This window comes from Bartonella sp. 11B, assembly GCF_002022625.1.
GTDB classification, from domain to species: domain Bacteria; phylum Pseudomonadota; class Alphaproteobacteria; order Rhizobiales; family Rhizobiaceae; genus Bartonella; species Bartonella rochalimae.
Genome location: NZ_CP019783.1, coordinates 1,174,352 through 1,197,383, shown reverse-complemented (window position 1 = coordinate 1,197,383; position 23,032 = coordinate 1,174,352). Strand labels below are relative to the sequence as shown.

The following is a 23,032-nucleotide window of genomic DNA, read 5'->3' as shown; positions in this document are numbered from 1 at the left end:
ACAAGCCAGATATTAATGATCAGAAAACTCTTTTTGAGAAGATACAGATATTGAGATATTTTTGTATTCTAATATGCAAGATCAGTTTTGTTTATTAAATTCATTTTGATTGTTTTGTGAAATACATAATTTGCATATATTTTTCTTTCTATTATTCTGATAATCCAACATTATTTATGATCATTGCGCTTTGTGAGATATTATTATGTTGTAATATAAAACACATTATGATATATATAAAATACATTATGATATAATAGAATGAGCTATTTGATAGTCGGGAGACGTTAATCTAGCTTTCAGTGATGGAGTGTAGATCGTGCAATATTATAAATTAAGTTTTTCAGTATTAATGGTCAGTACTTTTTTCATACAAAGTGTAAGCGCGCGGGAGAAAATGCAGGAGATGTCTGATGAATCTTTGGACTTAAGTGAAGTAATAAAAGCTTTTTCCTCTATTCTTACACAGGGAAAGGTATTGAAAAACTCTTCAATTGTTACTCAGGGTATCAGTATGAATACCAAAATTGAAGAGGGCGGTGTTGAGATTGTTGAAAATAATGGAACCTCAATGAATGCCATTGTTGGTAAAGGTGGAAAACAGGTCATTACGCGTGGAGCCACTGCAATGAACACTCAAGTTAAGGGTGGTTTGCAGTTTGTTTTTGAAGAAAGCAATAGACTTTTGGGTATAGTGAGTAAGCGAAGTAGTGCATATGAATCTTCGGTTTCTGGTATAAATGGAAGTGTCGGGCAACAAAATCTATATGATGGTGGGGAAGCATGGAATACAAAAATCATGGGAGGTGGCATACAATATCTTTATAAAGGAAAGACAGGAAAAGGTGGTTACGCATCAGGTATTGAAGTTTCTTCGAATGGTAGACAATTTGTTTTAGCGGGAGGTAAAGCTTCAGGAGTTACCTTGAAGGATCAAGCTCTTCAAGTCGTATATTCTGGTGGGACAGTGGAGAATTTAACGATTCAAGATCAAGCGCAATCATGGGTATATGTTGGTACAAGTTTGACAGGGGCAACAAGAATTAATGGTCAAGGGCGTCTTTGTCTTTATGCTGGTGATGATAGAGGTCATATTACAAAAGAAGGTATTACTATCGAAGGGCGAAGTCCTGAAAGATTGTTTTCTATTGGTATGCAGAATGGCAGTCGTAGTTCTGAGGTTATGATTGAAGATTTAGGTGGGAATGGTGGAACAGTAGGTTTTTCCTCTGTTGAATATGATAAACGTCATTCTAAACTTAATGTTAGGAAACTTTCAGGGAATTTACATTTCAATTTTAATATTAGTGATGTTGGGGAGGGAAGTGATTATATATTAATTGAAAATAGCTCAGGTAGCCATACAATAAGTGTTGCTGATTCTGGTCGTGAAATTGCAGATTCTTTTTCGCAAAAGCATGCTCGTGTTGCTGAGATTAATTTAGTTACCGATAAAAGTCAAAATGGGGGAGCGAGTTTCACTTTAGCAAATAAGGCCGGTAAAACAATTAATGCAGTTGATGGCGGAACTTATATGTATACTTTGCAACAGAGGAGCAAAGGTGGAAATTGGAAGGTTTGGGCTTTGTCTGCAGATACTGGCCAACCTCGTCATATAAATGCTCCTTCTAAACGTTTAATTCAAAAACCAAATTTAGATTTATCATCTACTTCTAATGGTAAAGCGGATAATGGTAAATCAAAAAGTCACAAAAATTCTCCTAAATCTTCAGAGCCTCGATCTCGTCCTCCTCGGTCAGCCATTTTATATAAGAACGATCAAAGCGCTGAACCAAAAAGTCGAAAACGTGTCTTACAGTCTCATGATAGTGGTGTGGATGGTTATCCAGTGCATCCAGTTCCAGTGCTGAGTGGTTTTCCAGTCTTGAATTCAGAGCAATTACAAATTCCTGTTTTTGAAGTGATTCCATATACATCGGGACAACAGATTGATGTTAATGTGGATGGTTATCCAGTGCTGAGTGGTTCTCCAGTCTTGAATTCAGAGCAATCACAAATTCCTGATTTTGAAGTGATTCCATATACATCGGGACAACAGATTGATGTTAATAAAGAGATTCCAGCTTACTCAGGTCATTTGCCTCTAGAAGAAGATATTAATTTAGAAGATCTAGAAGATCTAGAAGATCTAGAAGATCTAGGAGAACAAGAGTCCACACAATTGATTAATCAAGTGATTAATCAAGATAATGAAGAACAGTTGCCAATAGAGGAACAGTTGCCAATATTAGATCCGATATCTACATCTGCTCTGTCTACGACACCATCGACAGATGTGTTATTATCTTTGGCGGTAGCTCCCGAGCTTATTTTTAACAATGAGTTACAAAGTTTGCGTGCTGGAAGGGGTTTGATAGGAAGAAATAAAAAAAACACTTCTTTATGGACATATGGGATCAAGAGTAAAGAACATCTTTCTACAGGTCATACGAATTTTAAGTTAGATCAAACTGGTATAATGCTAGGAATTGATTGGTTAAGCGATCTAATGAATGGGCAGCTTTATATTGGTGGTTTTGGCAGTTATGACCAATCAGATATTGTTCATGCTCGGGGTGGTATTAGTCGTGTAAATACTTATAGCGTTGGGGCTTATGTGACTTATTTTGGTGATCGTGATTGGTATTTAGATAGCGTTTTAAAATATAATCATTATCAAAATAATCTTCACGCCATATCAACGAACGGTATAAATATCAAAGGTGATTATAATCAGAAGGCGATAGGTGCTTCATTTGAAGCGGGACGCTATGTGAAGTTAGTGGAAGATACTTGGGTTCAACCTTATAGTCAGTTAATTTGGTTGCAGGTTGGGGATAAGGAAGTAAAACTTTCTAATGAAATGACAGGTGATATTAGTCCATACACTTCGTTGCGTAGCGAAATTGGGATGTCTATAGGGCATGAATTGAGTTCAGGTACATCCACTCAAATGATGACTTATATAAAGACTGCTTGGTTACGTGAATATATAGATAATAATCACACAATAATTAATAAACAGCATAAATTTAAGACTGATTTATCTGGTAATTCTGGCAAACTTGGTATTGGTTTGAATAGTTTTATTAATAAGAATTTGAATTTTTATGTTGAAGCTCATTATCTCAGGGGGAAGAAGACAAAGCAATCACTTCAAGGTGTTTTAGGATTGCGTTACAGTTTTTAAAAAAATAGTCTCAGTCTCGATTTTTGGTATGTTTTATGGTGATTGAGGCTACTGAATTCGCCAACTTTTAAGAGTAGAGTTTGAATAATGCGCTATAAATTAATTTCTGCGATGCTAGTCATAGATATTTCTCTTGTACAAGCTGTTTCATCTAATTCTAATATCGATACAAAAGTGAAAGCACCTGTACCGGTATTGCTATCTACATCTTCAAATGATTTAAAAACTTTTCCTTATGGTCAAGGTTATATAAGAGAAGAACAGAATGTATCTGGAAGCGAGGTGGTATGGAATGCGAAAGTGATGGAAGGAGGCATACAAAATCTTTATGCAAAAAGTAATCAAGAAGAGGGGGGGACTGCAGTAAATACTGAAGTTTTTAGGGATGGAAGACAGCGCGTTTCTGCAGAAGGTACAGCTATTACTGTTACTTTAAATGATAATGCTGTTCAAGAAATATATAAGAATGGTTATGTATATGGTCTAACTGTTAATGATCGTGCGAGTTCATGGGCATATGCGGGTGCAACATTAGAAGGAGATACGACAATTAATGATTTTGGAAAGTTTCTTCTTTATGCTGGAGATAAAGAGCATCGCTCTACAATAGAAAACTTTATTTTAAAAGGAAAAGAGACAGAATTATTTGTTATTAGTGCACGTGATGAAGATAGCGCTTTGATTAAGAAATTAAGTGGTCAGGGAACTGTTAGTTTTATTCCTGATCAAGCTCAACCCCGTTATTCTCATCTTTATATTGAGAAGCTTTCTGGTGAATTAGGAAGTTTACATTTTAGATTTAATACCACTATTGCAGAGGATCGCGGTGATTATCTTTTTATTGAAAGTGGTGATGGTCATCACATGATAAGCGTAGCTGATTCAGGTGCTGAAATTACCAATCCTCTTTCACAGCACCGTGATTTGGTTACTGATAAAAGTGCAGGCTCTCATTTTACTTTAGTGGATCTTTCTGGTGTAAAGATTAATGCTGTTGACGGTGGCACTTATATGTATGCCTTAAAGCAAAGACAAGATGATGCTAGCAAGATTTGGTATTTAGCAGCAGATCATTTTGATAAGCCAAATTTAGATCTGTTGCCAACACCAACTCCGTCTACGACACCATCGACAGATGCAGTGTTATCTTTGGCAGTAGCTCCTGAACTTGTTTTTAATAATGAGTTGCAAAGTTTGCGTGTTGGAAGAGGTATTTTAGGCAGGAACAAGAAGAATACGGCTTTCTGGACGTATGGGATCAAGGGTCGCGATCGTTTGGCTACAGGTCATACGCATTTTAGACTTGATCAGACAGGTATCATATTAGGTGTTGATTGGCTGCAAGAACTGATGAAAGGGGATTTTTACATTGGTGGTTTTGGAAGTTATGATCAAGCGCGTATTACCCATGCACGAGGCGGTGTCAGTAATATGGACACTTATAGTGCCGGGGCTTATGCGACTTATTTTGATAATCAAGGGTGGTATTTAGATAGCGTTTTAAAATATAATTATTACACAAATAATTTAAAGGCTATTTCGACAAATGGTTTGGGTGTTCAAGGTGATTATAACCAATGGGCAATAGGGACTTCATTTGAAGCAGGGTATTATTTTAATGTAGCACCAGATACCTGGATACAGCCTTATACTCAACTAACAGGAGTCCGTGTTTCGGGTAAGGAAGTAAAGCTTTCTAATCAGATGGTTGGTAATGTGAATAGTTCTACTTCATTGCGCAGTGAAGCTGGATTATCTGTTGGTCATAAGTTTAATTTGAATGATGACGCTCACTTAATGACTTATATAACAACGGCTTGGTTACGTGAATATATAGATAGGAATCATACGATAATTAATAATCAGCATAAATTTATCACTGATTTATCGAGAGATGCAGGAAAATTAGGAATTGGTTTGCATAGCCTTATTGGTGATAACTTATCGCTTTATGCTGAAACTCAGTATCTCAAAGGGCATAAGGTGGAACAGTCCCTTCAAGGTATTGTAGGGTTACGCTATAGTTTTTAAGAGCTCGCTCTGTTTTGTTGATTATAGCCTCTATTGTGTGAAAAGTTTTAAAGATCTTTTCTATGAAGAGCTATTATTCCGTCAAGCAAGAAAGCTAATGGTAGGAGAGCTATGTTTTTGTATGATTTTTTGTTTCATATTGATTAGATAAGGCAAACCAGAGTGCTTCAGATTCTTCTAGTTTTTTTACTGCTTTAGCACGTTCTTTTGCTTTTTCAGAGAACTGATGATGCGAAGAAGCAGGAATTAATTCTTCATCGAGTTGTTTAATTTGTTTTTGAAGAGAATTTATCACTGCTTCAGTTTCAGCGATTTGTTTGCGTAGTGGTGCAAGAAGAGAGCGTTTTTGCGCATTGATTTTTCTTTGTTCATTTTTAGAAAGAAAATGTTCTTTTTTAGGAGAAGTGTTTGTTTCTTTTTTGGGGGAGAGGCCAAGAACTTCTATGCGGTAAGTGTTGATATCACCTTTATAAGGTAGAACAGTTTTATTTTTTACAAGCCAAAATTGATCCATTGTTGCTTCAATAAGGTAACGATCATGAGAAATGAGGATAACTGCTCCATTAAAATTATTGAGTGCATGGATTAGTTCTTCACGACTATCAATATCAAGATGATTGGTAGGTTCATCGAGGATAAGAAGATGGGGACTTTTGAAAACGATAAGTCCCATAAGTAAGCGTACTTTTTCACCTCCTGAAAGCTCTTTAACTTTTACCATCATTTTTTCTGTTAATAGTCCCATCTGTGCTAATGTAGAGCGTATTTTGGTTTCTGACTGTTCTGGCATTAGATAGCGCATATGTTCTATTGCATTTTGCTCTGGTATAAGATCATCTAATTGATGTTGTGTAAAAAAGGCAATTTTTAGATGGGGGGCGAGTGTTATTGTTCCTTGTTCTGGTTGAAGACGGCCTGCGAGTAATTTGGCAAGAGTTGATTTACCGTTTCCATTTGAACCTAAAAGAGCGATACGGTCATCATTATCAATTCTCAAATTTAGTTCTTTAAGAATAGGTTTCCCTTTTTCATAACCAATATTTATATTTGATAATGCAATAATAGGGGAGGCTACAGGTCTATCAGCTATCGGAAAAGTGAAAGATTGACTATATCTTGTTTCCCAAGGTGTGATTAGTTTAAGTTTTTCTAGTGCTTTAAGACGTGATTGTGCTTGTCGCGATTTACTTGCTTTTGCACGAAAACGGTTAATAAAATCCTCCATATGTTTTTTTTGTGCTTCTTGTTTTGCCTGTTCTTTTTGTTGTAATCTAATAGTTTCCGCTTTTTGTTGTTTAAATTGATCATAATTACCACGCCAGAAGGTAAGCTTATTATTTTCAAGATGCATGATAGAGTTAACAGTCTTATTTAAGAAGTCGCGATCATGGCTAGTGAGAATAGTTGTATGAGGATATTGGTGTATATATTCGATGAGCCATAAAGTCCCTTCAATATCAAGATAGTTTGTTGGCTCATCGAGGAGTAAAAGATCAGGTTCAGTAAAAAGTACAGCTGCCAATGCAATGCGCATGCGCCATCCACCAGAAAAAGAGGATAGAGGTTTTTGTTGTGTATGAGGATCAAATCCTAGACCAGAAAGAATTACTAGCGCGTGCTTTTGCCGAATGAGCGTTAATATCACTTAAACGTGTATGAATGTTAGCAATGTGTATTGGGTCAGTTGCTGTTTTTGATTCACGGAGGAGATTAATAAGTTCTTTGTCTGCATCTAAAACAGTTTCGAGCAAGGATTGCTCGGTTATTGGTGCTTCCTGGGAAACTAAACCAATGCGCGCTTTTTGTGGTATGAGAACTTCACCATTCTCAGGAGAAATATCACCTATAATAACACGAAAAAGAGTTGATTTACCAGTTCCATTATTCCCAACAAATCCAGTTTTTGAGCCAGAAGGGATTGCAATATTAGCGCGATCAATCAAAAGGTATCCAGCCATTCGGATTGTGATATCATTCAAGACCAACATAGTGAAAAGTTTCCTTTACATGATTTTCTAATAAGCTCATTTATTCAATTTTTGAAGGAAAAATGATGATATGGTTATTAGGATAAATTACTACTAATATTTTTATTATATGAAGGTTACGATCTCAAAAAGAATTATATAATTGAAAATTAATACAGATTTTCTTACCGTTACTTGGTAGAAAGTTCTTTACTTGTTATAGAGAAGTGAAGATAGTTTTTAAATGAAAGAAAGGTAGATAACCAAATGGCTGTAGAACGCACTTTATCGATGATTAAACCAGATGCAACGCGCCGTAATTTGACGGGGGCAATTACAAAAATGCTTGAAGATGGCGGATTGCATATTATCGCATCTAAGCGCGTGTGGATGAGTCGACAGCAAGCAGAGGGATTTTATGCAATCCATAAAGGGCGTCCATTTTTTGAAGAGTTGGTAACATTTATGTCTTCTGGTCCAACTGTTGTGCAGGTTTTAGAAGGAGAAAATGCAATCATTAAAAATCGTGAAATTATGGGAGCCACAAATCCTATTGATGCGCAGGAAGGAACAATTCGTAAAGTGCATGCTTTATCGATTGGTGAAAATTCTGTTCATGGTTCAGATAGTGCTGAGTCTGCGAAAATGGAGATAGCTTATTGGTTTTCTGACATTGAAATTGTTGGTTAACAAAAGACTATTTAGCAAATGAAAAGTCCCGAAATATATTGAGGGACTTTTCGAGTAAAATTATTACTTTCAAAAGAACATGTTGGTATGGCTATGTCTAAAAAGGTATTTTTCTAGTCTATTAGATTTTAATTATATATTTGCATTATTTTCCAAATGTTCTCTGTATCAGCTTAAGCAATGGTAAATGTCTTATTATTTAGGATAATGAGCCTTTATTCATGTATTGTAATCTCGCCGTTTATTTTTTTATGTGATAACATGTTTCAAACCGGCGCAGAAATAATCCCATCCTGTCCATAATGTAAGCAGAGCTGCAATCCATAGCATAGTAATGCCGAATTCTGTTGTGTAAGGAATTATTTTATTACCAGCCGGACCTGCTAAGAGTAATATAATAGCTATCATTTGTACAAAAGTTTTCCATTTTGCAAAACGAGAGACGGGAACACTCACTTTTAACTCAGCTAAATATTCACGTAGTCCAGAGACAAGAATTTCTCGGCAAAGAATAATAATCGCTGCCCAAAGTGACCAGCCGGCGATAGTACTTTCTGCAGCAAGTAAGAGTAGGCAGGCAGAGACGAGAAGTTTATCTGCAATTGGATCCAACATGCGGCCAATATTAGAGGTTTGTTGCCAAATACGAGCAAGATAGCCATCCAAAAAGTCAGTAATAGATGCAATAATAAAAATAGAAACAGCAATCCAACGAGCAATATCACTTGATTGTAGGCGACCTTCTAAGAAAAAGCACGCTACAACCAATGGTACAGCAATGATTCGTGCATAAGTTAGAATATTAGGAAAAGAAAAAGTATGATTTTTCATAGAGCAATTTTCAGTTTTTAGAGTATAAAATATTGTATAAAAGTAACAAGGCAAAGCTTATGAAACAAGCCTTATTTTTTATTAAAATAATTATGAATTTTGTACGCAATTTCTTTAGAAATGCCTGTAACTTTTGTTAAGTCTTCAATAGATGCTCTGGAAACTGCTTTAGAGCTTCCGAAATAGTTAAGCAAAGCACGCTTTCTCGTAGGGCCTATGTTTTCAATTTCATCAAGTGGATTTTTGAATGTTTCTTTTTTTCGTTTTGCTTTATGAGTTCCAATTGCGAAACGGTGTGCTTCATCGCGTAGGCGTTGTAGAAAATAAAGAATAGGATCATGTGGGGGAAGTGTAAAAGGTTGCTTTCCTTTCATAAAAAAACGTTCTAGACCAGCTTTCCGGTCAGGACCTTTAGCTATGCCAATTACTGTGATAAAATCATCTAAACCTAATTCAGATAATACTGTATTAGTAATATTTATTTGTCCTTGCCCTCCATCAATTAAGATAAGATCAGGCCATAGAGGATAAGAATCTTCATAGCCAATATTTTTATTTTTGTTAGGTAAACCATATGTTTTAAGAAGGCGTAAAAATCTTCTTTCAATTACTTCTTTCATCATACCAAGATCATTACCAGGTTTGATATCGGTCGAGCAAATATTGAATTTACGATATTGATTTTTGACAAAACCTGTTTGGTCAACAACAATCATTACGCCAACTGCATTAGTTCCCATAAGATGTGAGTTATCATAGACTTCTATACGGCGTGGAGTATGGGATAGTTGAAATGTTTTAACGATATTACAAAGGAATTTTTTATGTGCTGATGTTTCAGAAAGCTTGCGTTGGAGTGCTTCATAGGCATTTGTGTAAGCATGATTCACGAGAGCTTTGCGTTCTCCTTGTTTTGGTAAAGATAGAGATATTTTGTGGTTTGCTTTCAGGCTTAATGCTTCAGTGAGGAGTATTTCTTCGTCAATTGTATTAGATAAAAGAATAAGCTTTGGAATTGGCTTATTATCATAAAACTGTATAAGAAAACTTGCTAGAATTTCGGAGCTGGAAAAAGAGGGATCTGCTTTTGGAAAATAGGAACGATTTCCCCAATTTTGCCCCATACGGAAAAAAAATACTTGAATACAAGTCATTCCTTCTTGTTGTGCAATTGCAAAAACATCTGCTTCTTTTACAGTTTGAGGATTAATACTTTGATGGCTTTGTATGTGAGAAAGAGCTGATAAGCGGTCACGATAGGTTATAGCACGCTCAAAATCAAGATTTTCTGCAGCTTTATGCATAGCTTGAACCATATCATTTTTAACTGATTGACTTTTTCCTGAAAGAAAAGCTTTTGCTTTTTTGACAAGTTGTAAATAATCACTACTGCTAATTTCATGTGTACAAGGAGCTGAGCAGCGTTTAATTTGATAAAGCAAACAAGGCCGTGTACAGTTTTCAAGAACTGAATCAGTGCAGGTTCGTAATAAAAAGGCGCGTTGTAGAACATTGATTGTTTGCGTAACCGCTTCCGAAGAAGCAAAAGGACCAAAATAATGAGCTTTTCGTGTTCGGGCACCACGGTGTTTATATAGTGCAGGTGCTCGGTGATCGTCCGTGATAATGATATAAGGTAAAGTTTTGTCATCACGCAGTAAAACATTAAAACGTGGTTGTAATCTTTTAATTAAATTAGCTTCTAAAAGGAGTGCTTCTGTTTCTGTATGGGTAACAACAAATTCCATATGATTTGTTTCACGAATCATACGTGTAATACGGTTATTGTGTCCATGTTCACGGGTATAATGTGAAACACGTTTTTTGAGGTTTCGTGCTTTGCCAATATAGAGAATATCACCATTTTCATTGAGCATCCGATAAACCCCTGGTTTATGAGGGAGATTTTTGACAAAATATTGGATGAGTGCAACACCTTTAAATTGATTATTCTCATTTTTTTTATGAGCATCATGCCATATAATATCAAGATGAAAAAGGGAATTTTTCTTCATTTTTTGTATAGCGGAGTATATGCTTTTCTAAGCTCATTAATTTACCTGAAACTATTTTATATTTGTGAGATATGAAATGATTGTTTCTAGTCAAGCGCTTTGTTTATGAATTGCTGTTTTTTCTATTTATGGTATCGGAATTGATAATTTTTAGTGTGTATTTTTATTAAAAATACTAAAGAATAGGTGCGTTCTATGAAAGCCATTTTTGTATAATATGTGCATGCTCATCTCTTCCAAGATGATTGATAAGGAAAGGAGCGATTTTTTTTATTTCGTCTTCAAGAAGATAAGGAGGATTAATAAGAATCATGCCACTACCATTCATTTTAGGTGGGGATACGCTTTTCCCAATATGCATCTCGAGCTGTAAAATTTTTGGAATTTCTGTTTTATGAAGTGCATGAAGAAAAAGTTTAATTTCTTTATTATATTTAACAGGGTACCATAAAGCATATACTCCTCCAGAAAAACGTCGATATGCTTTCACTATTCCTTCAATGAAGCGGGAAAATTCTCCTGGTTGTTCAAAACAGGGATCAATGAAAATAAGTCCACGCTTTTCTTTTGGTGGTAGATGGGAATTTAAAGAAAGCCAACCATTTAAGTGCAGAATTTTTGTTTGGTAATCACCAGAAAAGTGGCTGGCTAAAATTTGGTAATCTTCACGGTGTAATTCAATTGCAGTTAATCGATCTTTTTTACGCAATAGTTGGCGAATAAGAATAGGTGATCCAGGATAGAATGCAATTTCTTTAGTTCCTTTATTGATTGCAAAAATAACATCATACCATGGGGCAAGAAGCTCTTTTAAGTCTTGGGGGATGGGAATCGATAGAAGTCGTCCGATGCCTTCACGCCATTCTCCTGTTTTATGTGCTTCTACAGAAGAAAGATCATAGAGTCCAATACCCGCATGCGTATCTATGACGCGAAAGGCTTTTTCTTTGCGCTTAAGATATTCTATGATACGTGTGACAATAATGTGTTTAAAGACATCAGCAAAATTGCCAGCATGATAAATATGCCGATAATTCATTAGCAAACTTTATCATATATCTGATTGTTTACCAAACTTCTTTTTAACGTAAATAATGACTTTTATACCAGTAAAAGATTTAAGATTTAGAAAAATTTAAATCCTTGAAATCTATGAAGATTATTAAAGTTTTAACAGCATTTAGGATTTTATTGTGAAATTTTTATAATCTTTAATGTAAAAGTAAAATTTTCAGAGTGATAAAAATTTTGAGGACTATTGATATTTTCGAGTAAGTTAAATATGTCCTTCTAATATCAGGATATTTTGTAGAGATAAATGGTAAAGTACTTTTTAGATTTAAGAGTACACTGAATTTAAAGTAAATCAATTGTGAGCAGAAAAGATACTTAAATCTAATGGCAGTATATTTTTATAATTTTATTTATGTTTTTTTATTAATAAATTATCTTTATTGGTGGGTGATGAGGGAATTGAACCCACGACCCGCTGATTAAGAGTCAGCTGCTCTACCATCTGAGCTAATCACCCACAATTTTAAAAGAGGTAAAAATGAATAACCCTCTATAATCCTCTAAAAAGAGGATGTCTAGATAGCCTTGTTGTTTTTGATCTATTTCTATGAAATAAAGAGAGCTTATAGTTACGCTATAAGTTAAAAAATATTCTTCTCCTCTTGATATTCTATAAAAATAAACCTATTAATTAAGGTATTCTATAAATAGATGTTCTACTCAATATAGAACGATAATTGGAGGGTTGTCGAGCGTAATGCCCGGGCAAGATTCAGGAGAGCCTTCTTGTAGTAACAAGTGGTGTGGGTTATTGTTATATTTTCTCAACGATCATAAGAGTTTAAGCACTGCTTTGAATATACTTAGCTACTTATTTTCCCATGTAGTTTATTTGTATTCAACATTATTGATGACTTATGCGGATGAAAATTTATGATTTTTTTCATCAGCAACATGTATTTAAGCTTTTTAATTTTCAAGATCTTTTTAAATGGTGAGTTATGATGGAATGGATCACTGATCCCCATGCGTGGTTTGGCTTGGCCACATTAATTTTTCTCGAAATTGTATTAGGCATAGATAATCTTATTTTTATTGCGATTTTAGCAGAAAAATTACCGTTACATTTACGTGATCGTGCGTGTTTTATAGGTCTAACTTTAGCATTATTGATGCGACTTTGTCTTCTCACGGTTATTGGTTGGGTAATGAGTTTTGATAAGGTAATTTTTTCTATTTCGTCCTTTGTATTTAGTTGGCATAACCTAATCTTGATTAGTGGTGGAGCTTTTTTATTAGCAAAAGGAACACTAGAATTACACGAAAGACTAGAAGGTACGATGCATACACAAAAAAAAGGAGTTATTTATGCTGTTTTTTGGCAAGTAATTATTCAAATTGTTGTGCTTGATGCAGTGTTTTCTCTTGATAGTATTATCACTGCAACGGGTATGATTGCTAAAGACCAAACAATGGTTATGTATATAGCGGTTATTATCGCTATGGGGGTGATGATGTGGGGATCAGGAACTCTTATGCGTTTTATTAATCGTCATCCCACTATTGTGATTTTGTGTCTTGGTTTCTTGATGATGATTGGTTTTACTCTCATTGTTGAGGGCTTTGGTTTTCATATTCCCAAGGGTTATTTGTATGCTGCTATTGGTTTTTCAGTTGTTATTGAAGTTTTTAATCAAATTGGACGTCGTAATCGTGAAAAGATGATTACAACAAATGATCTACGTGAACGGACGGCTGATGCTGTCTTGAGGCTTTTAGGAGGTGGGAAAAAAGGTGGAAATCTTAGTGAAACTGTAGACGTCATTGTTGAACAAGCTGCTACTTCAGAAATTTTTCGGCCAGAAGAAAAAGAAATGATTCGTGGTGTCCTTGATTTAGCAGATCGTCCTGTGCGTTCTATTATGTCTCCACGTAATGAGATTGAATGGTTAGATTTAAATGGTAATGAAAATGAAATGCGTGAAGAGTTGCAACGCGTTAAGCATAGTCGCTTAGTTCTTGCACGTGAAAAAATAGATGAATTTGTTGGTGTTGCTTTAACGAAAGACCTTCTTTTAAATCTAGCTGAAGGTAAAAAGATTAATTGGCAAAAAGCTATGCGTGAGCCACTTGTTGTTCATGAGAATACAGGTGTTTTACGATTAATGGAGAAATTACGCCATTCTCCAATTCAAATTGCGATTATTGTTGATGAGCATGGATCTTTGAAAGGTATTGCGACACCAACAGATATTTTTGAGGCGATTGCAGGTGATTTTCCTGATGATGAGGAATCTGTTGTGGCAGAAAAGCTCGAAGACGGAAGCTTACTTATTGAGGGATATGCTGATATTCGTCGTTTAAGCGGTTACCTTGAGTGTAATCTTGTTGATGAAGCAGATCGTTATACTACGCTTGCAGGGTTTATGCTCTGGCGTTTGGGGCATTTACCAAATGAAGGGGAAAGTTTTGAAGCAGAAGGTTTATGTTTTAAAGTCATTGAAATGGATCGCCGGAATATCGCTAAAGTTCTTATTTCTCCTATTGTTGTGCATGAGAAGGACTAATTATCATGGTAATGAAATCAATGGAGAAGCAAATTTAGTTATAATCAATATTGCAATATAATAGAAAAATCATTTGCATCGATTATATAACCATTATCATAATCGCAGATTACTAATTATATGGAACAGATTAAGTTTTAAACGAGTTTTCCTGTGGGTATCTTATTAGTTAAGTTTAGCTATTAGCTTGTATCAATATAGTATAAAAAAGAAGAAATTATTTTTTATTCAGGCGGGGTTTGTTGTATTCGTTTTAAATATTGTTTAGTTTCAAAGATTGCTATAAAGAATAGTGAAATGATAAGTGGTATGATCAAATAGAGCATTCTAAATGCTATAAGTGCTGCGATAACATCGGTTGGGTCTGTATTAGGCATGCCTGTTATAAATAAAGCTTCAAGTACTCCCATACCTCCTGCAGGAGCATTGGAAAGAAGAGTTATAGAGAAAGATGCAAGGAATACACCAAGTACAGAGATAAAATTAATATCAGCATTATGTGGTAGTACAGCATATATAATTCCTGCTGCTCCTAAAATCTCTAATGGGCCAATAATAAGTTGTCGAATAACAATTTGAAGACGTGGATAAAAAAGATAAATTTTTTTGCTTATACGTAAAGGTTTTAATTGTAGCCAACTACCGAAAATATAAAGAGCTATACAGGAAAGTAAAATCACACCAATTACCTTCCCTAACCATTGAGGAAGATCATTGTGAATGAGGGTAATAATTTCTGGTTGTAAAATTAAAACAATGCCAGAAAGTAAGATTGTACCAATTACAAAAGTGAATGAACAAAAACCCACTAATATAGCAATTTCTGTTCCACTGAGTCCTTTTATTGTATAAGCGCGATAACGTATAACAGCACCAGAAAAAACTGATGCACCGATATTATGTGAAAGTGCATAAGTAGTGAATGAACATATAGCTATAAATATCCAAGAAATTTTACGACCAAGATGTTGCAAGGCAATTCGATCATAACCAGCGAGAGCTGTATAAGCGACGAATGAGCAAAGACATGCTAAAAGCCAATGATGCGTGCTTAAATTAGAAAGACGTTCTAATACAGCACTAAGCGAAATAGTAGATAATTTTATATAAAGAATGCGAATCGATATCAACATTGCTAAGATGCCAATCAATGGCCATATAAATTTCTGTAGTTTCATACTTCTTTATCCGTTTTTGTTTTTATTTACATTTTTTGTAAAGTTAATTCATTATTAGACGTATCCATTACAGATTGTTGTCCAATTATATACCCAATAAAACTATTAGCGATTTCTTTGTCATTCGTCACTACAATATCCGCTCCTAAATCCATTAAATAAGATGTTTCTGTTTCAGATAGTGCATGAGCAATTATTTGAAGGTTTTTGTTCAGATCGCGTATGTTTGCTATACATTGTCCTGCTTCAATAGTGCTTCGCATTGTAATAACGACCTTACGTGCACCTCTAATATTGGCTGCATTAATAATTTCTTTTTTAATGATATTACCACAAATTGTTTCGATTCCGTTTGCTATTGCTTTATCAGCAAGACGCTTTGATTCTTCAACTACTATAATCGGCTGACCTCTTTCCATTAAAGATAGTGTTATGTATTTTCCAACACAGCTATAACCAATAATCACAATATGATCAGTTCTTGAAGTAATTGGTAGCGCTTCTTCGTCGGAATCTTCAGGATCGATATTAATAATTGTTTGTTTATCTTGCGCGTTAGCAGAAGAATTTTCTAGATATTTTTTAATTTTATCAACAGCAACAAAAACAAGGGGATTGAGGAGGATAGAAAGGATTGCACCTCCAAGAATTAAATCGCGAGCGTTGTTATTTAAAAGTCCAAGGTTTGAACCTAGTCCTGCAAGGATAAAAGAAAATTCTCCGATTTGTGCTAGGCTAGCTGAAATAGTTAAAGCTGTTCCATTAGAATAGCGGAAAGCTTTAACAATAAAAAAAGCAATAGCCGATTTTCCTATGATGATAATCGATAAGGTTGCGAGAAAAGAAAAAAAGTTGGTTAGAATTTTCATAGGGTCGAATAACATCCCTACAGAAACAAAAAAAAGAACTGAGAATGCATCGCGCAGTGGTAAAGATTCTTCTGCAGCACGATGACTTAATTCTGATTCACTCATCATCATACCTGCAAAAAAAGCACCAAGAGAAAGTGAAACACCAAATAAATGAGCGGCTCCAAAAGCTACTCCTAATGCAATAGAAAAAACACTAAGACGAAATAATTCACGCGAGCCAGATTGTGCACTCACTTTTAGTAACCACGGTATAAAACGCCTTCCAATAATGAACATTAGAGCAACAAATACGATGACTTTTAAAATCGTTAGACCAACAATGCCCCAGACATTTAAGTTGAACCATTGAACAAGAGGGCCGATTGGTTCTTTTTTTGTACTACCGAGGATGTTTGCTAGTGCAGGTATAAGAACTAGTATTAGAACCATAGCTAAATCTTCAATGATTAACCAACCAACGGCAATACGTCCTTTTTCTGTTTCAATTAGGCATCGTTCTTGCAGAGCACGCAGCAAGATCACAGTACTTGCTGTTGATAATGCTAAACCAAATACTAAACCATCACTAAATCGCCATCCTATAGTCCAACCGAGGCATAAACCAAGAAAAGTAGCAAATACCATTTGTGTAATGGCTGCAGGAATAGTTATGGCTTTAACAGATAAAAGATCTTTTAATGAAAAATGCAGGCCAACACCAAACATTAGCAAAATAACACCGATTTCAGCAAGTTGGTTGATCAAAACAGAATCTACTTTAAAACTACCTATATTAGGTCCCACAATGACACCAGCTAATAGATACCCTACTAATGGAGAGATACGCAAACGATTAGCAATCATTCCGAAAATAAATGCTAAACATAAACCTGCAACAATAGTTGTAATTAATGGCGTATCGTGAGGCATAACTGTAGTGTAGTACTTTCTTTAGAAATAGTTGTCACAATGATTATAATTAAAAAAAGAAATAGAGTAACATATTATATAAATTAACGCGCTATTTTAATTGGTAGTTATATAATTTGAGTTGTTTTTTTATTCTTCTTATAGCACCAATTATTTAATAATAATAAAATGGGAGCTGCAATAAAAATAGAAGAAGATGTTGCAATAATAATGCCAAAGACTATAGGCCATGCAAAATTATTAACAGTATTTCCTCCCCATAGAGCCATAGGTAACATAGCTAATATCGTAGTGGTTGATGTAAAAATACAGCGTACAAAAACCTGATTAATTGAAAGATCAATTATTTCACGCAGTGGTGTTTGTTTATAAAGGCGCATATTTTCACGCATTCGGTCATATACAACAACTTTATCATTAATTGAATAACCAACAATTGTTAAAAGAGCAGCAATGGCTGTTAAATTGAAATCAAATTGAAATAAAACAAAAAAACCAACCATTTTTGTAATATCAAGGATAAGTGTAACTATTGCTCCAATAGCAAAAAACCATTCAAAGCGCCACCAGATATAGAGAGACATAGCGACTGTTGCTAGAATAACAGCAATAATACCAGCTGTAGCAAGCTCTCCTGAAATTTTAGGACCAACAACTTCCGTTTGATCGAATGTTGTATCTGGGTAAATACTTTGCACAGTTTTTTTGACTTTATCAATAGCGATAATGTGTTGAATTTCTCCACCACTTTGTTGCTGTATACGAATCAGTATCGTATTTTCGTTATCAATATTTTGTAGTGTAACTTCACCAATATTAAGAGCAGAAAGATTTGAACGCAAAATTGCTAAATTTGCGGGTGTTTTTGTTGTAATGGTCATTTGACTGCCACCAACAAAATCAATTCCAAAGTTTAAACCAGGTTTAAAAAACAAAAAAATTGAAGATAGAGATAAAATAATTGAAATACCAATACCAATGAAACGAGCGTTCATGAAACGAAAAGTAGTATTTTTAGGGATAAAATTGAAAACAGATTGAAACTGCAGTTTTTTTATTTTCCATTTATTTACTACCCAAATCATCATAATTCTTACTATGGTGATTTCAGTAAACATCGATATAATGATGCCAAGCAACATTGTTACAGCAAAACCACGAACTGGGCCGGTACCAAACCAAAATAGTAAAACAGTTGCAATAACAGCTGTCACATTGGCATCAAGGATAGTTGCAAAAGCTTGTTTAAAACCACGATCTAAAGCAGCAAAGGCACTTATACCTTTTTGACTTTCTTCGCGAATACGTTCATTAATTAAAATATTGGCATCAACAGCAATACCAATACCTAAAATAATACCAGCAATGCCAGGTAAGGTTAGTGTTGCACCAAGGAGGCTTAGAGCTGAAAATATCAAAATAGTATGCAGTGCTATCGCTATATCAGCAATAATACCCCAGATGCCGTATAAAAGAAAAATAAAGACTGTAACGAGAATAAAACCTATGATGCCTGTATACAGGCCCATTTTAATAGAATCAGCACCAAGATTTGGACCTACCGTTCTTTCTTCAATAACGGTTAATGGCGCGGGCAAAGCACCAGCTCGTAGTAGCGCAGCAAGAGTTGAGGCTTCTTTAGAATCAAAATTTCCTGTAATTTGTCCTTGTCCATTAGGAATGACACTATTAATGACGGGAGCAGTTAAGACTTTATTATCCAGAACAATTGCAAAAGGACGGTTAATATGTTGGCGTGTTATGTCTGCAAATATTTTTGAACCGATAGAATTCATAGTGAATGAGATGATAGAGCGTCCTGGTATTTGCGGATCAAATCCTGCTCGCGCATCTTTAAGAACATTTCCATCCAAAGCAATTTGGTCATAAATTGCATATTTTTGATTTACATCTGTATAACCAGAAAGAATTGAAACACCTAGAGGTGGGTTATTGATATCAATATTAGAAGGTACAAGATGAAAAGTCATTTTAGCAGTAGTTCCTAGAAGATCACGTAATTGTTTTGGATCTTGTAGGCCAGGCAATTGTACCATAATACGATTGGTTCCTACCTTTTGGATGGCAGGTTCAGTAACACCTACTTGGTCAATACGGCGGCGAATAATTTCTAAACTTTGCTCGATAGCTTTGCTAACACGATCATTTATGCCAGATTCAGTTAATGTCACACGAATAGTTTCATTTTGATTGTTGATTGCAATATCACTAGCTGTGGTACCAAAGCTATTGTGTATAGGCATAATTAATGTTTCTAAGGTAGTAATGGCTTTTTTATTTTGCGTGGTATCAGAAAGAACAACGACAATATTATCTTCAATGATACGGACACTCGATGTTTGAATTTTTGCTTCACGCAGTTTTTTACGTACATTACTTAAAACTGTGTGTAACTGATCGCGTTTTAATGTTTTGGTATCTACTTCGAGTAAGAGGGAAGATCCTCCCTGAAGGTCAAGTCCAAGTGTTACATGGGTATTCGGTAGGAATTTTGAATTTTTGATTTGTTCTTGCGAAAATAAGTTAGGCAAGGCAACGTAGATGCTGCTTAAAAGAATAAAACAATAAAGAGTAGCCAGCCAGGCAGGTGTACGCATGATATATTCCAATTAGTAGATACGTTAAAATAATTAAAATGAGATAAGAAGAATACAATAGAATTATTTTTATAGATCAAGGAGAGAAAGGTGCATGTTGATTTAAAATTTTGTGTTTGAAGGTTTTAAAATTGTATAGGAAAATTATGGCAGGAATTGAAAACACATTCAATACTAATATCTTCAAAAAAGTACAGCTGTTAAGTTATGGTATCTATAGGGTATTACAATTTTTTATTTACGACTTTTGTAATGGAATTAATTATATCTGTTTCTTTGAGAAAAGAGCACTATTTAAAATTTTATAATCAGTGTGTTGTTTAGATAGAGATAGGTTTTTGAACTAAACGTTATCCAAAATGCTAGAATTGGATAAAAAAAAACAAATTATAAAGGAAAAGAATTTCTTTTTTGCAATATGAATGCAAAAAAAAACACAGTTAAGTGTTTTTTTTTTCTATTGTTGATTTTAACTTAATTTATCTACTTTTTTATCAGTATTATTGGATGAGAAAAGGTTTTATAAGCTTGTTTGATAAAAAACTGAAGTGTTTGTTGAATATCATAATTTTAAGGGAGTACTTAATAAATGCTTATTCTGAGGATGAATATGTATTCATTTTTAAATGGAACCTTCCTTTTTTTCTTAATTTTTCTGACCAATGTTTTCTCTAGTTTTTGTGCATGGGGAGCTTTAACATCGCCAACTGCGATAGTTGTACAGTCAATAGAGTTACAATCAGTGGATAGAATTATTCAACAACAAGAAACGGTTATTGATACTCTTGTACAGGATATTAAAATTTTACAAACAAATTTAGAAAGCAAACCAGAAAATGAACATTTTTTGACAAAATGGAGATTACAAGCACGAGATATCAGTAAACGAGCTTTGGCAGGAGCGTTTGTTTTGCGGACTTCTCTTAATGAAATTAATGAGATTATGAACCAGTTGAACGCACTAGATGATAATCGAAAAAATTTCGGAAGCGAAAGAAAAAAATACTCAGATATCCTACAACAAAAAAATAGAATTAATAATGCACTTCATAAATTGGAGGCAATATTTTTAGCTGCAAATGAGATAGTAAAAGTTACAATTTCTCAGTCTCGAGAGCTTTTTGGATATATGTTTAAACAAGTTAAATTTTCAACGTCAATGGTTCAAGAGGTTGTTGAAAAAACAAAAGAGGCCTTTTCAAACGTTACTTTATTTTTTGATTCTTGGTGGAAATTTGCATTTTATTTTAAACCTCTACAATTATTTTGTGCTTTTTTTATTCCATTTATTGTTACCTTAGGTCTTTCATATTTTTCTAGTAAATTTATTGGGTATGTAAAGTATGATGTTTTCAAAGAAAATGATGAGGTATCTTATCTACAACGTTTATTGGTTGTTTTGATTTCAATTTTACTGCCTTCTTTTGTATGTGCTATTTATGTTTATCTGACATTATTTTTATTTCGCAGTTTTGGTTTAAATTTAGGGACACTTACAGACGTATTTCATACGATTGGGCATCAAATTATATTGGTCTTTTTGTTGAATCGTGTAGCAGTTATCCTTTTATCACCGTATAGACCGCATATACGTCCTTTAAATGTTACACCATTGGCAGCATATCAATTGATAGTTTGTATAACTCTTTTAGGTGTGGTGTTTGCATTAGATACAGTTCTGGATAGTATCTATCGAATGATATCAGCATCTTTTTCTTTGATTATTGCGAAAAGTTTTATTGCTGTTTTCCTTATAGGAGTCTTGTTGTTTATTATCTCGTTTATACCTTTGCAATTTAGACGCCAAAGTACAAGAGAGGAAACTCCATCTTGGCTGTTGTATATACGTATTCTACCGATGACACTTGGATTATTGTTAATTGTAATGAATTTCTTAGGTTATATTGGTTTTGCTCGTTTTATTATGCAACAGATTGTGATCTGTAGTACATTTTTAGTGTTGATGTATTTGGGGATGCGAAGCGCTTATGCCATGGGAAACGAAGGAGAGCTTATCAGAACGAATGTTGGTCGTGCTTTGATGAAAAGGTTTCATTTAGAAGAAAAAACAATGAATCGATTGGGGATTGTTAGCAGTATTTTTTTCAATTTGGTTGTTATTGTATTTTGTGCAATGCCAATTTTTATGCAGTTTGGTTTTTCGTATTCCGATATAAAAACAATATTGTGGCAATTAATGACTAATATTCAAATTGGGAATATATCTATTTCTTTGATTTCTATTATCATAGGAATAATTTTCTTTTTTGTTTGTTTGTTTGTTAGCCGCTTATTTATTAGTTGGTTAGATAGTACAATAATGGTGCGTGGAGAGTTCGATTCTGGTGTACGTAATTCTATCAAAACGGTCATAAATTATGTTGGTATTGCTTTATCAGCCTTAGTAGGATTATCAATTGCAGGATTAAATGTTAGAAATTTTGCGCTTATTGCTGGTGGGCTTTCACTTGGTATTGGTTTTGGTTTGCAGAACATTGTCCAGAATTTTGTGTCTGGTCTTATTATTTTAATTGGGCGGCCATTTAAATTGGGGGACTATATAGAAGTTGGATCAGTACATGGTATTGTAAAACGTATTAGTGTACGTGCGACAGAACTTGAAACATTTCAGCGACAAACAATTATTGTTCCCAATTCAAGCCTTATTAATAATAATGTGAGTAATTGGACCCGTCCTAGTAAAATGGGGAGGATTGATATACCTCTCACTGTTGCGATTAACGTTGATCCAGAACGTGTTGTTGAAATGTTATTAGAGGTTGCTTCAACAATAGAAGGAATTTTAAAAAATCCTGCACCACAGGTAAGTTTTACAGCATTTGATAGTAAGAATTTTTCATTTACTTTAGCTGTTTATGTGTCCAATATTACTTCTACATCTAAGGTGACTAATGCACTTCGTTTTGTACTTTATAAACGTTTTGTGAAAGAAGGAATTTTGGAATGCTAAAATATGGCTTTATTTTTATTGTGATGATCCCTCAACGGTGAAAAATACTGTCTCAGAGATGTAATAGTTTTTCTGAAGGGAATGTATTTTTCAAGTATTTGGTTAGATCCTGGTTAAGCCATTAAAATGTTTAGAGAGAGCTACTTTATTATCGTTTTCAGGTAAGAATTTTGTTGTAA

11 protein-coding genes, 1 tRNA gene and 1 pseudogene are annotated in these 23,032 nt (G+C 34.4%); 5 read left to right on the top strand and 8 right to left on the bottom strand.

The genetic code is table 11. The features are described 5' to 3' along the window. Nucleotides 1-406 precede the first annotated feature (406 nt). Together bafA and Bho11B_RS05135 are read left to right on the top strand one after the other, a co-directional pair. Nucleotides 407-3,190: a BafA family autotransporter gene (gene bafA, locus Bho11B_RS05140; protein ID WP_172802075.1), complete on the top strand. Its 2,784-nt coding sequence runs from the start codon at nucleotides 407-409 to the stop codon at nucleotides 3,188-3,190. 87 nt (nucleotides 3,191-3,277) lie between these two features. Further along, nucleotides 3,278-5,221 carry an autotransporter outer membrane beta-barrel domain-containing protein gene (locus tag Bho11B_RS05135; protein WP_078674156.1) on the top strand — a complete coding sequence of 648 codons (1,944 nt, stop codon included), beginning with the start codon at nucleotides 3,278-3,280 and terminating at the stop codon, nucleotides 5,219-5,221. A 109-nt stretch (nucleotides 5,222-5,330) separates the two neighbouring features. Here Bho11B_RS05135 and Bho11B_RS05130 read toward each other — a convergent pair. After that, nucleotides 5,331-7,209: pseudogene (locus tag Bho11B_RS05130) on the bottom strand (ATP-binding cassette domain-containing protein). Between the two features lie 246 nt (nucleotides 7,210-7,455). Here Bho11B_RS05130 and ndk point away from each other — a divergent pair. Beyond that, complete coding sequence (gene ndk, locus Bho11B_RS05125) at nucleotides 7,456-7,878, top strand: nucleoside-diphosphate kinase (RefSeq protein ID WP_035007287.1); 423 nt, start codon at nucleotides 7,456-7,458, stop codon at nucleotides 7,876-7,878. A 249-nt stretch (nucleotides 7,879-8,127) separates the two neighbouring features. On the opposite strand, the gene pgsA is transcribed toward ndk, so the two are convergent. From pgsA to Bho11B_RS05105, 4 genes are all read right to left on the bottom strand, one after another. Further along, the gene (pgsA, locus tag Bho11B_RS05120; protein ID WP_035007290.1) at nucleotides 8,128-8,709 is read right to left on the bottom strand and encodes a CDP-diacylglycerol--glycerol-3-phosphate 3-phosphatidyltransferase; all 582 of its coding nucleotides are present in this window, start codon (nucleotides 8,707-8,709) and stop codon (nucleotides 8,128-8,130) included. 71 nt (nucleotides 8,710-8,780) lie between these two features. Further along, nucleotides 8,781-10,724 (bottom strand): excinuclease ABC subunit UvrC, encoded by a 1,944-nt coding sequence (gene uvrC, locus Bho11B_RS05115; protein ID WP_078673824.1) that lies wholly within the window; start codon nucleotides 10,722-10,724, stop codon nucleotides 8,781-8,783. Nucleotides 10,725-10,917: 193 nt separating this feature from the next. After that, nucleotides 10,918-11,763 carry a 23S rRNA (adenine(2030)-N(6))-methyltransferase RlmJ gene (locus tag Bho11B_RS05110; protein WP_078673823.1) on the bottom strand — a complete coding sequence of 282 codons (846 nt, stop codon included), beginning with the start codon at nucleotides 11,761-11,763 and terminating at the stop codon, nucleotides 10,918-10,920. A 416-nt stretch (nucleotides 11,764-12,179) separates the two neighbouring features. Beyond that, nucleotides 12,180-12,255 (bottom strand) — tRNA-Lys (locus tag Bho11B_RS05105). Nucleotides 12,256-12,739: 484 nt separating this feature from the next. Here Bho11B_RS05105 and Bho11B_RS05100 point away from each other — a divergent pair. Continuing rightward, nucleotides 12,740-14,305 carry a TerC family protein gene (locus tag Bho11B_RS05100; protein WP_078673822.1) on the top strand — a complete coding sequence of 522 codons (1,566 nt, stop codon included), beginning with the start codon at nucleotides 12,740-12,742 and terminating at the stop codon, nucleotides 14,303-14,305. Between the two features lie 224 nt (nucleotides 14,306-14,529). Here Bho11B_RS05100 and Bho11B_RS05095 read toward each other — a convergent pair whose 3' ends face one another. The 3 genes from Bho11B_RS05095 to secD all read right to left on the bottom strand — a co-directional run bounded on the left by Bho11B_RS05095 (nucleotide 14,530) and on the right by secD (nucleotide 19,882). Further along, the gene (locus Bho11B_RS05095) at nucleotides 14,530-15,483 is read right to left on the bottom strand and encodes a YbhN family protein (protein ID WP_035007298.1); all 954 of its coding nucleotides are present in this window, start codon (nucleotides 15,481-15,483) and stop codon (nucleotides 14,530-14,532) included. A 26-nt stretch (nucleotides 15,484-15,509) separates the two neighbouring features. Beyond that, on the bottom strand, nucleotides 15,510-17,264 hold the full coding sequence (ybaL, locus tag Bho11B_RS05090; protein WP_078673821.1) for a YbaL family putative K(+) efflux transporter: 1,755 nt from the start codon (nucleotides 17,262-17,264) through the stop codon (nucleotides 15,510-15,512). Between the two features lie 107 nt (nucleotides 17,265-17,371). Next, nucleotides 17,372-19,882, bottom strand: coding sequence for a protein translocase subunit SecD (secD, locus tag Bho11B_RS05085; protein WP_078673820.1), 2,511 nt, complete (start codon nucleotides 19,880-19,882; stop codon nucleotides 17,372-17,374). Between the two features lie 610 nt (nucleotides 19,883-20,492). Between secD and Bho11B_RS05080 the strand changes: the two genes are divergently transcribed. Further along, nucleotides 20,493-22,853 (top strand): mechanosensitive ion channel family protein, encoded by a 2,361-nt coding sequence (locus Bho11B_RS05080; protein WP_078674155.1) that lies wholly within the window; start codon nucleotides 20,493-20,495, stop codon nucleotides 22,851-22,853. Nucleotides 22,854-23,032: the final 179 nt, after the last annotated feature.

Coding starts and splice junctions, on each gene's coding strand:
- Bho11B_RS05135 (WP_078674156.1), top strand. CDS start 3,278: ATGCGCTATAAATTAATTTCTGCGATGCTAGTCATAGATATTTCTCTT.
- ndk (WP_035007287.1), top strand. CDS start 7,456: ATGGCTGTAGAACGCACTTTATCGATGATTAAACCAGATGCAACGCGC.
- secD (WP_078673820.1), bottom strand. CDS start 19,882: ATGCGTACACCTGCCTGGCTGGCTACTCTTTATTGTTTTATTCTTTTA.
- Bho11B_RS05110 (WP_078673823.1), bottom strand. CDS start 11,763: ATGAATTATCGGCATATTTATCATGCTGGCAATTTTGCTGATGTCTTT.
- Bho11B_RS05100 (WP_078673822.1), top strand. CDS start 12,740: ATGATGGAATGGATCACTGATCCCCATGCGTGGTTTGGCTTGGCCACA.
- uvrC (WP_078673824.1), bottom strand. CDS start 10,724: ATGAAGAAAAATTCCCTTTTTCATCTTGATATTATATGGCATGATGCT.
- bafA (WP_172802075.1), top strand. CDS start 407: ATGTCTGATGAATCTTTGGACTTAAGTGAAGTAATAAAAGCTTTTTCC.
- Bho11B_RS05080 (WP_078674155.1), top strand. CDS start 20,493: ATGTATTCATTTTTAAATGGAACCTTCCTTTTTTTCTTAATTTTTCTG.
- pgsA (WP_035007290.1), bottom strand. CDS start 8,709: ATGAAAAATCATACTTTTTCTTTTCCTAATATTCTAACTTATGCACGA.
- Bho11B_RS05095 (WP_035007298.1), bottom strand. CDS start 15,483: ATGAAACTACAGAAATTTATATGGCCATTGATTGGCATCTTAGCAATG.
- ybaL (WP_078673821.1), bottom strand. CDS start 17,264: ATGCCTCACGATACGCCATTAATTACAACTATTGTTGCAGGTTTATGT.